Source organism: Bacillus sp. TH30, assembly GCF_016650875.1.
Lineage (GTDB): Bacteria > Bacillota > Bacilli > Bacillales > Bacillaceae_G > Bacillus_A > Bacillus_A mycoides.
Map to the genome: position 1 here is coordinate 3,375,269 of NZ_JAEKEY010000002.1, position 12,841 is coordinate 3,388,109.

The window sequence follows — 12,841 nt, forward strand, 5'->3', positions numbered from 1 at the left end:
TAGTGAAAATACGCTTTCAAAAGTCTGATTTTTTTGGGAAGATGTAATGATTAGAATATTTAAATTTGACTAACGGTTTGAACTGAGGGGTTATTCCCTCAGTTTCATACATATGAAATTTCAAACATGGGGGTTATCACATTGACGACAGGTGAAAAAATTACTGTAACTAATGGTGTTATGAATGTACCAAACAATCCGATTATTCCATTTATCGAAGGAGATGGAATTGGTCCTGATATTTGGGCTGCAGCATCTCGCGTAATAGAAGCAGCAGTTGAAAAAGCTTATGATGGTGAGAAGAAAATCGTTTGGAAAGAAGTGCTTGCAGGGGAAAAAGCATTCAACCAAACAGGCGAGTGGTTACCAGAAGAGACTTTAAATTTAATTCGTGAATATCTAATCGCAATTAAAGGTCCACTTACAACTCCAGTTGGTGGTGGTATTCGTTCTCTAAACGTTGCGCTTCGTCAAGAATTAGATTTATATGTATGTCTACGTCCAGTTCGTTACTTTGAAGGTGTTCCTTCACCTGTAAAACGTCCGGAAGATACTGATATGGTTATTTTCCGTGAAAATACAGAAGACATTTACGCTGGAATTGAATATGCACAAGGTTCTCCAGAAGCAGAAAAAGTTCTTGCTTTCTTAAAAGAAGCAATGGGTGTTAATAAAATCCGCTTCCCAGAAACATCAGGGATTGGTATTAAACCAATTTCAGAGGAAGGGACAAAGCGTCTTGTTCGCGCTGCAATTCAATATGCAATTAACGAAAAACGCTCTTCTGTTACATTAGTTCATAAAGGAAACATTATGAAATTTACAGAAGGTGCTTTCAAAAACTGGGGTTACGAAGTAGCTGAACAAGAATTCGGCGACAAAGTATTTACTTGGGCTGAATATGATCGCATTGTTGAAAAAGATGGAAAAGATGCAGCGAATAAAGCGATGGCAGACGCAGAAGTGGCTGGGAAAATCATCGTAAAAGATTCTATTGCAGACATCTTCTTACAACAAATTTTAACTCGTCCACGTGAGTTTGATGTTGTTGCAACAATGAACTTAAACGGAGACTACATCTCTGATGCACTTGCTGCACAAGTAGGTGGAATTGGTATTGCACCTGGTGCAAACATTAACTATGTGACTGGACATGCTATCTTTGAAGCTACACATGGTACAGCTCCAAAATATGCAGGTTTAGATAAAGTAAACCCATCTTCAGTTCTTCTTTCAGGTGTATTATTATTAGAGCACTTAGGATGGAACGAAGCTGCGAATTTAGTAACTGATTCAGTTGAGAAAACAATTGAATCAAAAGTAGTAACTTATGATTTCGCGCGCTTAATGGAAGGTGCAACAGAAGTAAAATGTTCTGAGTTTGCTAATGAACTTATTAAAAACATGGATGTAGCGATAATCAAAAACGCATAATTAAAGCGGGGGGTAAATTATGACAATCAAACGCAAGAAAGTTTCAGTCATCGGTGCAGGATTTACAGGAGCAACAACAGCATTCTTATTAGCACAAAAAGAACTTGCAGATGTTGTATTAGTGGACATTCCACAGCTGGAAAATCCAACAAAAGGGAAAGCGTTAGATATGTTAGAAGCGAGCCCAGTACAAGGTTTTGATGCTAACATTATTGGTACATCTGATTACGCAGATACTGCTAATTCTGACGTTGTCGTTATTACAGCAGGTATTGCGCGTAAGCCTGGTATGAGCCGTGATGACTTAGTAGCAACAAACTCTAAAATTATGAAAAGTATTACGCGCGACATTGCAAAACATTCACCAAATGCGATTATTCTTGTATTAACAAATCCAGTTGATGCAATGACATATTCTGTATTTAAAGAAGCAGGATTCCCGAAAGAGCGTGTTATCGGTCAATCGGGCGTATTAGATACAGCTCGTTTCCGTACATTTATTTCACAAGAGTTAAACCTTTCTGTGAAAGACATTACAGGATTTGTTCTTGGTGGACATGGTGACGATATGGTACCTCTTGTACGCTATTCCTATGCAGGTGGCATTCCGTTAGAAACATTAATTCCAAAAGAGCGTTTAGAAGCAATCGTAGAACGTACACGTAAAGGTGGCGGTGAGATTGTAGGCTTATTAGGAAACGGTAGTGCATATTATGCGCCAGCAGCTTCTTTAGTTGAAATGACAGAAGCGATCTTGAAAGATCAACGCCGTGTATTACCAGCTATTGCGTACCTTGAAGGTGAATATGGTTATAGTGACCTTTACTTAGGGGTACCAGTAATTCTAGGTGGTAACGGAATTGAAAAAATTATTGAATTAGAACTTCTTGCAGATGAGAAAGAAGCGTTAGATCGCTCTGTAGAATCTGTACGTAACGTTATGAAAGTTCTTGTTTAATAATTAAATATAAGTGGAAAAAGATTCGGGGCCCCGAATCTTTTTCTACTATATATTGAAATGTTTTTTTGAAATAATATGAAAACGCTATCATTCGGTGTATCCTATAATGAAACTATAGACTTATACTATACATTGCCCTCATCACAGTAAATTTCGGATAAGGTATCGCTTTTAGTAGGATAATAAGGTGAAAAAATCGGAGGGGGTTGTAACATGTTAAAGAAAAAAGTTCAAATTGGTCGTAGAATGGATGAAATTACAGTAGGAGAGAAATTATCTATCACTGAAAAAATTGAGGATAAAGATTTGTTATTGTACTTAGGGTTAACGAATGATGCCAATCCATTATATATTCAGCATGATTACGCATCCCAAACTCCGTATGAAAAGCCGATTGTCCCAAGCATTATGCTAACGGGGCTGATTACAACGGCGGTTACGAAATATTTACCAGGTCCAGGTAGTCATATTACTAGGAAGGACCTTACGTTCGTGAAACATGTTCACCATTATGAAACGTTACAAATCCACTTTGAAGTTGTGGCTGTTTCAGAGGAGGAACATACAATTGATATGCTTGTATTTGCTCATGATGAAAAAGGAGAAACTGTTGTAAAAGGTTCATTAACAGTAACACCACCTTTTAAATCTGTTTCCATTATGGAAAAAGCATTAGATAATTTTTAAAATATGAAAATATGAATAGCGCTAGCATACCTTTTATAAGGGGATAGCGCTATTTTAGTTGAAAAATCCTTCTTTGAACCCTTCAGCAAATTCTGAACAACCTGTTTTAATCGTATCCCAGCTAGGTACGTTAAAAGTAAGGAAACATGTTACTACTAAAGTTAAAATAGGTAGTAATATTCGCATAATAGCCCCCTTTTATCGGATTTATTTATATATTTAAATTAATAATATAATTATTGGTAATTGAAGTCAATTAAGGGGGAGTTTTTTTTAGATGAAGTGGAAAAGAGAAGACGTTATCTTTGAAACGATAAGAGAAGCTGAAGTATGGGCCGATTCAATCGTGAATGAAATGTACGGGAAAGTATTTGATGGATATGAAACACCAGATTATAAAATAGCGTATGCTCTTTCGTTTTTCCTAGCGCAAAATCGAGAGTTTATAGTTCATACGGAAGAAGAGTTTAAAAAAGATAGATTCATCTATAAAGTTTGGATAGCGACCGGATAGAGGGAATGAAGTTACGATTGCTTTTATTTTCCGAAACTCTAGTACAAACGAGCTCCATGAATAGACAATTATATTGAGGGAGACCTTGTTTTCTAGTATGATGAGAATAACGGGGAAAATACTAGGATGAAGAAGGTTTCAAGTCTATAACTTGGAGGAAAAGAATGAACAATCGTATTTTAGTAGTTGATGATGAGGAATTTATCTTAACTTTAATTGAATTTAATTTACAACAAGCTGGGTTTGAAGTTATTACAGCAATGGATGGAGAAATGGCGCTTCAAAAAGCGACTACAGAACGCCCAGATTTAATTATATTAGATTTAATGCTTCCAAAAATGGATGGTATGGAAGTTTGTAAAGAATTACGATTGCAGCGTATTATGACGCCGATTTTAATGTTAACAGCAAAAGATGATGAATTTGATAAGGTGCTAGGTCTTGAGCTTGGGGCTGATGATTATATGACGAAGCCATTTAGTCCAAGGGAAGTTGTTGCTCGTGTGAAGGCGATTTTGCGCCGTACGAAATTACAGCAGGAAGAACAAGTTTCAGAATCGCCAGATGAAGAGAGCATCAAAATTGCAGAACTTAAAATTTTACCGGAGTTTTATGAAGCGTACTTCCAAGGAAGGAAACTGGAATTAACACCGAAAGAATTTGAGTTACTTGTTTATCTTGCGAAAAATAAAAGTCGTGTATTAACTCGTGACCAATTATTAAGTGCTGTATGGAATTATGATTTTGCCGGTGATACAAGAATTGTTGATGTCCATATTAGCCATTTGCGCGATAAAATTGAACAAAATACGAAAAAACCGACGTACATTAAAACGATACGTGGTTTAGGTTATAAATTAGAGGAGCCAAAAGTGGATGAATAAGTTTCGTTCCAGGCTTCTTTTTACATTTGTTTCTCTTATCGTTTTTATTTTAGTTGGACTAGGTGTATTATTAGAAACTGTATTTGAAAACTACTATATAGATCATGCTAAAGAGAGAATGATAAAAGAGACACAGTATGTTGCGGTATTAGCAGAAGAGCAAGGGTTTGATGCTGTTTTAAAAAAGCCTTATGTATTTGAAAAGTTAGAAGAAAAAATACCAGCTTCTATTATATTTGTTGATGAAAAAAAGAAAGTTCAATATAGCGGAGGGCAACCATCTGAATTTAGTCAAGAGATGATTAAAGAACTTTCTTCCGAAACAGCAAAGAAAGAAAATAAAGTCATTACGAAAGAAACAGATCAAAAAAATGAATTTTATCATGCTGTGTTCGTCCAGGATGTAGAAGGGAAACAAGGATACATTTTGGTGAAAAGTACAATTGATACTTTGAGGGACGTTCACCAAAAAACGTGGGGATTATTAATTATCGGATTTGTTATCGCTTGTCTCGTAGTCGTATTTTTAGGTATGAAAATTACGGGGCAATATATTAGGCCGATTGAATCGGTTACGAAAGTTGCCATTGAATTAGCGAAGGGAAATTATAAAGCACGCGCTTATGAAAGTCATTCGGATGAAACAGGGATGCTGAGTAAAGCGATTAATATTTTAGCTCGTAATTTACAAGAGATGACTCTTGAGCAGGAAATGCAACAGGATCGTCTGCATACGTTAATTGAAAATATGGGAAGTGGAATGATTTTAATTGATAGCCGCGGTTATATAAACCTTGTAAACCGTTCTTATAAGGAAACTTTCCACGTAACAGATGAAGAATATTTAGATCGCTTATATTATGAATCGTTTCATCATACAGAAATTATTGAGCTTGTGGAAGAAATTTTTATGACAGAAGTGAAAGTGCGTAAACAAATGTTATTGCCGCTTGGAATTGAGCGAAAGCATTTCGAAGTATATGGAGCGCCAATTATTGGGACGAACCATGAATGGAAAGGTATTGTTCTTGTGTTCCATGACATAACAGAGTTAAAGAAATTAGAACAAATGAGAAAAGACTTTTTAGCGAATGTTTCTCATGAACTAAAGACGCCAATTACTTCTATTAAAGGTTTTTCAGAAACGCTCTTGGATGGGGCTATGGATAATAAAAAATTCTGCGAACATTTCTTACATATTATTTTAAAAGAAAGTGAACGCATGCAAGGATTAATTGAAGATTTATTAGACTTGTCAAAGATCGAGCAACAAGGGTTTAAACTAAATATGGGGACCGTTGATATGAAGGAACTTCTTGAAGATATTCATATGGTGCTTGATAATAAAGCGGGAGAAAAAGAAATCTCTTTACAAGTGAATGCATTGAAACGAGTTTCCGTTATTGGAGATCCAGGCCGCTTGAAACAAATCTTTATTAATTTAATTAATAACGCGATTGTATACACACCGGCTGGAGGCGTTGTTTCTGTTGAATTGGCAGAAGATAAATATAATGCTTATATAAAAGTATCTGATACTGGAATTGGTATTAGTAAAGAGGAAATCCCACGTATTTTTGAACGCTTTTACCGAGTGGATAAAGCAAGAAGTAGGAATACGGGTGGAACGGGTCTTGGTTTATCAATTGTAAAACATTTAGTTGAAGCGCATCAAGGTACGATTACGGTGGATAGTGAGGTTGGGGAAGGAACAACATTTACAGTTGTTTTACCAAAATCAGCTACTGAAAAATAGGATGAAGGATATTTACAATATATTAACAATGGCTTAATTAAATATTAATAAAGCTCTGTTAATATAATATATGAAAACCCCTTCATCCAAGGAGTAATTTTGGACGAGAGTAGTTATGCTATTCTCGTCACTTCCCTTTATGCCAATGTAAGTCTGTTTATATATGATAGAAAAAAACCGTTATTTTTCTTCTCTCTATTAGTCATGTTAATATAGAGAGAGGACAGGAACGGTTTTTTTCTGTGGGAAAAATCGTTTCAAATATGTATGGGGAGGTTTGTAGTTTGGAAAAAAAAGTCGTATTAGTAGATGGTAATAATATCGCGTATCGTGCTTTCTTTGCACTACCGCTTTTAAATAACGACAAAGGTATACATACGAACGCAATTTATGGTTTTACAATGATGTTAATGAGGATACTAGAGGAGGAAAAACCGACGCATATGCTTGTGGCGTTTGATGCGGGGAAAACAACATTCCGTCATAAAACGTATAGTGATTACAAGGGAGGGCGTCAAAAGACTCCACCTGAGTTATCAGAGCAATTCCCGTTTATTCGTGAGGTGCTTGATGCATTCAATGTACCGCGTTATGAGCTGGAAAATTATGAAGCGGATGACATTATGGGAACGTTAGCGAAAGAAGCGAGTGAGCAAGGGTTTCATGTTAAAGTTATTTCAGGAGATAAAGATTTACTGCAACTTGTTTCAGATAATACACTCGTATGTATTCCTCGCAAAGGGATTACGGAAGTAGATGAATATACGAAAGAAGCTTTATTTGAGAAATATAGCTTATCACCAAAGCAAATTATCGATATGAAAGGTTTAATGGGAGACCAATCGGATAACATTCCAGGTGTACCAGGTGTTGGTGAGAAGACAGCCATTAAATTATTAACGCAATTTGAAACAGTAGAAGCAGTATATGAAAACTTAGATCAAGTGAGTGGAAAGAAATTAAAAGAAAAGTTAGAAGCGAATAAAGAACAAGCTCTTATGAGTAAAGAACTTGCGACTATTATTACAGACGCACCGATTACTGTGCATGTAGATGATATGGAATATAAAGGGTATGAACCAAGCGATTTGATTCCAATGTTCGAGAATTTAGGATTTACATCCCTTTTAAATAAGTTAGGTGTTACGCCGGAGGAAACGGCTCCAGCTGAATTAGATGATATTACATTTGATATTGTAGAAGAAGTTACAGAAGAAATGCTTCAGCAAGATAGTGCGCTTATTGTTGAAGTGCAAGAAGATAATTATCATAAAGCCGATATTCAAGGTTTTGGTATTCAAAATGAAAATGGTTGTTACTTCATTCCAGCCGATGTTGCTCTTAAATCGGATGCTTTTAAAGAGTGGCTTGCAAATGGAGAAATGAGAAAACATACATTTGATGCGAAGCGTGCTATCGTTGCTCTCAAGTGGAAAGGTGTAGATATTCAAGGGATTGACTTTGATTTATTAATTGCCGCTTATTTACTTGATCCAGCCGATACAGATAAAGATTTCCGTACTGTAGCGAAAATGAAAGAAACGCATGCCGTAAAATCTGACGAAGAAGTTTACGGGAAAGGTGCGAAGCGTGCTGTTCCGGAGCTAGAGGTAGTAGCGGAGCATGTAGCTCGTAAAGTGCATGTATTATATGATGTAAAGCAAACGTTCTTAGAAGAATTAAAAAAGAACGAGCAATATGAATTATTTACGGAATTAGAATTACCACTTGCACGTGTATTAGCTGATATGGAAGTGAAAGGTGTAAAAGTTGATACGGAGCGTCTTCGTAATATGGGAGAAGAACTTGCAGGTAGATTAAAGGAAATGGAACAGGAAATTTATAAGCTTGCGGGAACAGAATTTAATATTAATTCACCGAAGCAACTTGGGGTTATTCTGTTTGAGAATTTAAACTTACCAGTTATTAAAAAGACGAAAACAGGTTATTCTACGTCGGCGGATGTATTAGATAAACTTATGGATCGTCATGAAATTATTCCAAATATTTTACATTACCGTCAATTAGGAAAGCTAAATTCAACTTACATTGAAGGTTTATTGAAAGTCGTACATGAAGATTCATCTAAAATCCATACTCGTTTTAATCAAGTGTTAACGCAAACAGGTCGATTAAGTTCAACAGATCCGAACTTACAAAATATCCCGATTCGCTTAGAAGAAGGAAGAAAGATTCGTCAGGCATTCGTTCCATCAGAAGAAGGATGGATCATGTACGCGGCTGATTATTCACAAATCGAACTTCGTGTGCTTGCTCACATTGCAAATGATCCAGGGTTAGTTGAAGCGTTCCAACATGACATGGATATTCATACGAAAACAGCTATGGATGTATTTGGTGTTGGGAAAGACGAAGTAACATCTAACATGAGACGACAAGCAAAAGCTGTTAACTTCGGAATTGTGTATGGTATTAGTGATTATGGTCTTTCGCAAAACTTAGGAATTACAAGAAAAGCAGCAGCGGAATTTATTGAAAAGTATTTAGAAAGTTTCCCTGGTGTACAAGAATACATGGATGAAATCGTAAAAGATGCGAAACAAAAAGGATATGTGGTTACATTATTAAATCGTCGCCGTTATATTCCGGAAATTACGAGTCGTAATTTCAATTTACGTAGCTTTGCTGAGCGTACAGCTATGAATACACCAATTCAAGGTAGTGCGGCTGATATTATTAAAAAAGCGATGATTATTATGGCAGATCGTCTAGAAGAAGAAGGATTACAAGCGCGTCTTCTTCTGCAAGTACACGATGAATTGATATTTGAAGCACCAAAAGAAGAAATTGAAAAATTAGAGAAGCTTGTACCTGAAGTAATGGAGCATGCAATTGAACTAGCCGTTCCATTGAAAGTTGATTATTCTTACGGTCCAACTTGGTACGATGCGAAATAAGGACGTGATGAAATGCCGGAATTACCAGAGGTTGAAAACGTTAGACGAACGCTTGAAAATCTTGTAACAGGAAAAACGATTGAAGATGTCGTTATTACTTATCCCAAAATAGTAAAACGACCGGATGATGCAGAAATTTTTAAAGAAATGCTAAGAGGCGAGACAATTGAAAATATAAAGCGAAGAGGTAAGTTTTTGCTTTTGTATGTAACGAACTATGTAATTGTTTCACATTTGCGCATGGAAGGTAAGTTTTTACTTCATCAAGAGGATGAGCCGATTGATAAACATACGCACGTCCGTTTCTTATTTACAGATGGAACTGAATTACATTATAAAGATGTGAGAAAGTTTGGTACGATGCATCTCTTTAAGAAAGGTGAAGAGTTGAATCAAATGCCTCTTGCTGACTTAGGCCCGGAGCCATTTGATGCTGAATTGACACCGCAGTATTTACAAGAAAGATTGCAAAAAACAAATCGTAAAATAAAAGTCGTATTATTAGATCAGCGTCTTTTAGTAGGGCTTGGAAATATATATGTAGATGAAGTGTTATTCCGTTCTCAAATTCACCCAGAACGAGAAGCTGCATCTTTAACAGAAGAAGAAATAGAAAGAATTTACGAGGCGATTGTTACAACGCTGGGCGAAGCTGTTAAGCGAGGCGGAAGTACAATTAGAACGTATATTAATTCACAAGGACAAATTGGTTCGTTCCAGGAACTTCTAAATGTATATGGGAAAAAAGGAGAACCGTGTGTGACTTGCGGTACGCTATTAGAAAAAACAGTTGTTGGCGGAAGGGGAACACATTACTGCCCAATTTGCCAACCTAGAATATAGAAAAGGGATAACATCGGATAGGCATTTGTCATATACATAGAGCAGAGCTATGTATAAGGGAGGAGCTTACCGATGTACCTTTATTTATCTCTTATTTTATTAGCTTTTACATTAAGCTTAGATAGCTGTAGTGTAGGGCTAACATACGGGTTAAGGAGCGTAAGAATTCCACTAAGATCAATTATAATTATCGGGATCTGTTCAGCAGCTGTAATGCTCGTTTCCATGGGAATTGGACATATGATCGCGAAAATATTTTCACCTGTTATCGCAACGCGTATCGGCGGATTTGTTCTTATTGGAATAGGTATTTGGGTATTATATCAATTTTTTCGAAGTGATAAAAAAGAAGAACCGAAGCAAGAGGAGAAGGTTTGGAAACTAGAAATTGCTTCGCTAGGGTTAGTGATTCAAATTTTGCGGAAGCCGACTGTTGCGGATTTTGATAAATCAGGAACTATCTCTGCAGGAGAAGCGTTACTTCTCGGTATCGCTCTTTCTATAGATTCGTTTGGTGCTGGAATTGGTGCATCTTTATTAGGTTATGCACCTGCTATGATGGCGATATTAGTCGCGGTTATGAGTTCTTTATTTTTATTTATTGGAATGAAGCTTGGTACGGTTTTGTCGAATATGAAATGGTTACAAAAATTTACATTCCTGCCTGGGGTATTACTCATTATTATTGGAATTTGGAAAATGTAAGTATGGGCGTGGAACATTAGTTTCGCGCCTTTTATTATAAGGGGGATTATGATGACAGTAGTAATTGGATTAACAGGAGGCATTGCAAGCGGAAAAAGTACGGTATCAGAAATGTTTCGTGAGCTAAGTATACCGGTTATTGACGCAGATGTTATTGCAAGAGAAGTTGTAGAACGAGGAAAACCAGCATATAACAAAATAGTAGAAGTATTTGGAACGGAAGTGTTACAAAAGGATGGAGAACTGGATCGGCCGAAATTAGGAAGTGTCGTTTTCCATAATGAAGAAAAACGATTGCAGTTAAATAAAATTGTTCATCCGGCAGTGCGTGAGGAAATGAATATGCAAAAGGAAATGTACATAAAAGAAGATGTGCAAGCGGTTGTGTTAGATATTCCTCTTTTATTTGAAAGTAAATTAACGAGTCTCGTTGATCGCGTTTTAGTTGTAGCAGTTACGCCGAATACACAATTAGACCGTTTAATGAAACGAAATAACTTTTCAGAAGAAGAAGCAACGGTGCGGATTCAATCTCAAATGCCATTAGAAGAAAAAGTGAAGAATGCAGATGAAGTGATAAATAATGATGGCACAATTATGGAAACGAAAACACAATTACAGGTAATTTTAAAGAAGTGGAACATTATTGATTAAAAAATTGTGAAATTAATGAAAATGCTTAGTGACATTCCTCCTTTTTGTGTTATACTAATATTGGGATTTGAGATAAATAGTATAACGCATTCAAGGGGGATAACATATTATGACTCGTGTGGCAATTAATGGATTTGGACGTATTGGGAGAATGGTGTTTCGTCAAGCAATAAAAGAAAGCGCATTCGAAATTGTAGCAATCAATGCAAGCTATCCGTCCGAAACGTTAGCACATTTAATTAAATATGATACAGTACACGGTAAGTTTGCCGGAACAGTGGAAGCATTTGAAGATCACTTATTAGTAGATGGGAAAATGATTCGCCTTTTAAACAACCGTGATCCAAAGGAATTGCCTTGGACAGATTTAGGTGTTGAAGTTGTAATTGAAGCAACTGGTAAATTTAATTCAAAAGAAAAAGCAATTCTTCACGTTGAAGCTGGAGCGAAAAAAGTTATTTTAACAGCGCCTGGTAAAAATGAAGATGTAACAATTGTAGTTGGTGTGAATGAAGACCAATTAGATATTACAAAACATACCGTTATTTCAAATGCATCTTGTACAACAAACTGTTTAGCACCTGTTGTAAAGGTGTTAGATGAGCAGTTTGGAATTGAAAACGGTTTAATGACAACTGTTCACGCTTATACAAATGACCAAAAAAATATTGATAACCCACATAAAGATTTAAGAAGAGCACGTGCTTGCGGACAGTCAATCATTCCTACAACGACGGGTGCTGCGAAAGCGCTTGCAAAAGTTCTTCCGCATTTAAATGGAAAACTTCATGGTATGGCGCTGCGTGTACCAACACCAAACGTGTCTCTTGTTGATTTAGTAGTAGACGTAAAACGTGATGTAACAGTTGAAGATATTAATGAAGCATTCAAAACTGTTGCAAACGGTGCGTTAAAAGGAATTGTAGAATTTTGTGAAGAGCCTTTAGTGTCTATCGACTTTAATACAAATACACACTCAGCTATTATTGATGGTTTATCTACAATGGTAATGGGTGATCGTAAAGTGAAAGTACTTGCTTGGTATGATAACGAGTGGGGTTACTCTCGTCGTGTTGTAGATCTTGTAACGTTAGTTGTTGATGAATTAGCGAAACAAGAAAATGTGCAACATATTTAAGTGAACGAGAGAGGGCAAGTGAAAATTTGCCCTCTTTTTTATTTTTTTCTGAAAAGGAAAAAAATTATATAAGTATATTTTTAAATAGTGGACATACCACGAAACGTTGGGATTACTGTATTCGTGAATCATTAATTTTTTTTAGGGAAAAGTAAAGAGGAAAATATGACAGAAAATCGAAAAAACTGTTGTTGCAAAATGAAAATAAACAAAGTATACTAACACTCGTAAACTTAAGAGCTGAGGTACGTAGTCACTACTTAAAGGGTTAGGACCTCTCTGGACTAACTTTCCCCCGTGGTAGTGGAGCAAGCCAAATTGCAAATTAGTTTTCAATTCGAACAGTT

12 protein-coding genes are annotated in these 12,841 nt (G+C 36.2%); 11 read left to right on the forward strand and 1 reads right to left on the reverse strand.

The window, feature by feature from the left end; all coding sequences use genetic code 11:
• Positions 1–141: 141 nt before the first annotated feature.
• From icd to JFU20_RS19585, 3 genes are all read left to right on the forward strand, one after another.
• Positions 142–1,434: an NADP-dependent isocitrate dehydrogenase gene (gene icd, locus JFU20_RS19575; RefSeq protein WP_002088934.1), complete on the forward strand. Its 1,293-nt coding sequence runs from the start codon at positions 142–144 to the stop codon at positions 1,432–1,434.
• A 19-nt stretch (positions 1,435–1,453) separates the two neighbouring features.
• Positions 1,454–2,392 carry a malate dehydrogenase gene (mdh, locus tag JFU20_RS19580; RefSeq protein WP_002015490.1) on the forward strand — a complete coding sequence of 313 codons (939 nt, stop codon included), beginning with the start codon at positions 1,454–1,456 and terminating at the stop codon, positions 2,390–2,392.
• Positions 2,393–2,608: 216 nt separating this feature from the next.
• Positions 2,609–3,082, forward strand: coding sequence for a MaoC/PaaZ C-terminal domain-containing protein (locus JFU20_RS19585; RefSeq protein WP_002015489.1), 474 nt, complete (start codon positions 2,609–2,611; stop codon positions 3,080–3,082).
• Positions 3,083–3,136: 54 nt separating this feature from the next.
• Here the strand turns inward: JFU20_RS19585 and JFU20_RS30455 are convergent, their stop codons facing one another.
• Positions 3,137–3,268 (reverse strand): hypothetical protein, encoded by a 132-nt coding sequence (locus JFU20_RS30455; RefSeq protein ID WP_002015487.1) that lies wholly within the window; start codon positions 3,266–3,268, stop codon positions 3,137–3,139.
• A 91-nt stretch (positions 3,269–3,359) separates the two neighbouring features.
• On the opposite strand from JFU20_RS30455, the gene JFU20_RS19590 reads away from it, so the two are divergent.
• The 8 genes from JFU20_RS19590 (at position 3,360) to JFU20_RS19625 (ending at position 12,494) form a co-directional block, all read left to right on the forward strand.
• Positions 3,360–3,596, forward strand: coding sequence for a hypothetical protein (locus tag JFU20_RS19590; protein WP_002015485.1), 237 nt, complete (start codon positions 3,360–3,362; stop codon positions 3,594–3,596).
• 164 nt (positions 3,597–3,760) lie between these two features.
• Entirely contained in the window at positions 3,761–4,480 is a 720-nt protein-coding gene (gene phoP / locus JFU20_RS19595; RefSeq protein WP_002015484.1) for a two-component system response regulator PhoP, read from the forward strand.
• Complete coding sequence (phoR, locus tag JFU20_RS19600) at positions 4,473–6,236, forward strand: sensory box histidine kinase PhoR (RefSeq protein WP_002164994.1); 1,764 nt, start codon at positions 4,473–4,475, stop codon at positions 6,234–6,236. Before phoP ends, phoR begins: the two co-directional genes overlap by 8 nt.
• Positions 6,237–6,520: 284 nt before the next feature.
• Positions 6,521–9,154, forward strand: a complete 2,634-nt coding sequence (polA, locus tag JFU20_RS19605) for a DNA polymerase I (protein WP_002164995.1) — start codon at positions 6,521–6,523, stop codon at positions 9,152–9,154.
• A gap of 12 nt (positions 9,155–9,166) precedes the next feature.
• On the forward strand, positions 9,167–9,997 hold the full coding sequence (gene mutM, locus JFU20_RS19610; RefSeq protein ID WP_002015480.1) for a DNA-formamidopyrimidine glycosylase: 831 nt from the start codon (positions 9,167–9,169) through the stop codon (positions 9,995–9,997).
• Between the two features lie 72 nt (positions 9,998–10,069).
• Positions 10,070–10,702 carry a sporulation membrane protein YtaF gene (ytaF, locus tag JFU20_RS19615; RefSeq protein ID WP_002164996.1) on the forward strand — a complete coding sequence of 211 codons (633 nt, stop codon included), beginning with the start codon at positions 10,070–10,072 and terminating at the stop codon, positions 10,700–10,702.
• Between the two features lie 51 nt (positions 10,703–10,753).
• Complete coding sequence (gene coaE, locus JFU20_RS19620) at positions 10,754–11,356, forward strand: dephospho-CoA kinase (RefSeq protein WP_002164997.1); 603 nt, start codon at positions 10,754–10,756, stop codon at positions 11,354–11,356.
• A gap of 109 nt (positions 11,357–11,465) precedes the next feature.
• Positions 11,466–12,494 carry a glyceraldehyde-3-phosphate dehydrogenase gene (locus tag JFU20_RS19625; RefSeq protein ID WP_002164998.1) on the forward strand — a complete coding sequence of 343 codons (1,029 nt, stop codon included), beginning with the start codon at positions 11,466–11,468 and terminating at the stop codon, positions 12,492–12,494.
• Positions 12,495–12,841: the final 347 nt, after the last annotated feature.

Bases quoted from the DNA above. Each gene is read 5' to 3' on its own strand.
- mdh (WP_002015490.1), top strand. From the start codon at position 1,454: ATGACAATCAAACGCAAGAAAGTTTCAGTCATCGGTGCAGGATTTACA.
- JFU20_RS19585 (WP_002015489.1), top strand. From the start codon at position 2,609: ATGTTAAAGAAAAAAGTTCAAATTGGTCGTAGAATGGATGAAATTACA.
- JFU20_RS30455 (WP_002015487.1), bottom strand. From the start codon at position 3,268: ATGCGAATATTACTACCTATTTTAACTTTAGTAGTAACATGTTTCCTT.
- JFU20_RS19590 (WP_002015485.1), top strand. From the start codon at position 3,360: ATGAAGTGGAAAAGAGAAGACGTTATCTTTGAAACGATAAGAGAAGCT.
- phoP (WP_002015484.1), top strand. From the start codon at position 3,761: ATGAACAATCGTATTTTAGTAGTTGATGATGAGGAATTTATCTTAACT.
- phoR (WP_002164994.1), top strand. From the start codon at position 4,473: ATGAATAAGTTTCGTTCCAGGCTTCTTTTTACATTTGTTTCTCTTATC.
- mutM (WP_002015480.1), top strand. From the start codon at position 9,167: ATGCCGGAATTACCAGAGGTTGAAAACGTTAGACGAACGCTTGAAAAT.
- ytaF (WP_002164996.1), top strand. From the start codon at position 10,070: ATGTACCTTTATTTATCTCTTATTTTATTAGCTTTTACATTAAGCTTA.
- coaE (WP_002164997.1), top strand. From the start codon at position 10,754: ATGACAGTAGTAATTGGATTAACAGGAGGCATTGCAAGCGGAAAAAGT.
- JFU20_RS19625 (WP_002164998.1), top strand. From the start codon at position 11,466: ATGACTCGTGTGGCAATTAATGGATTTGGACGTATTGGGAGAATGGTG.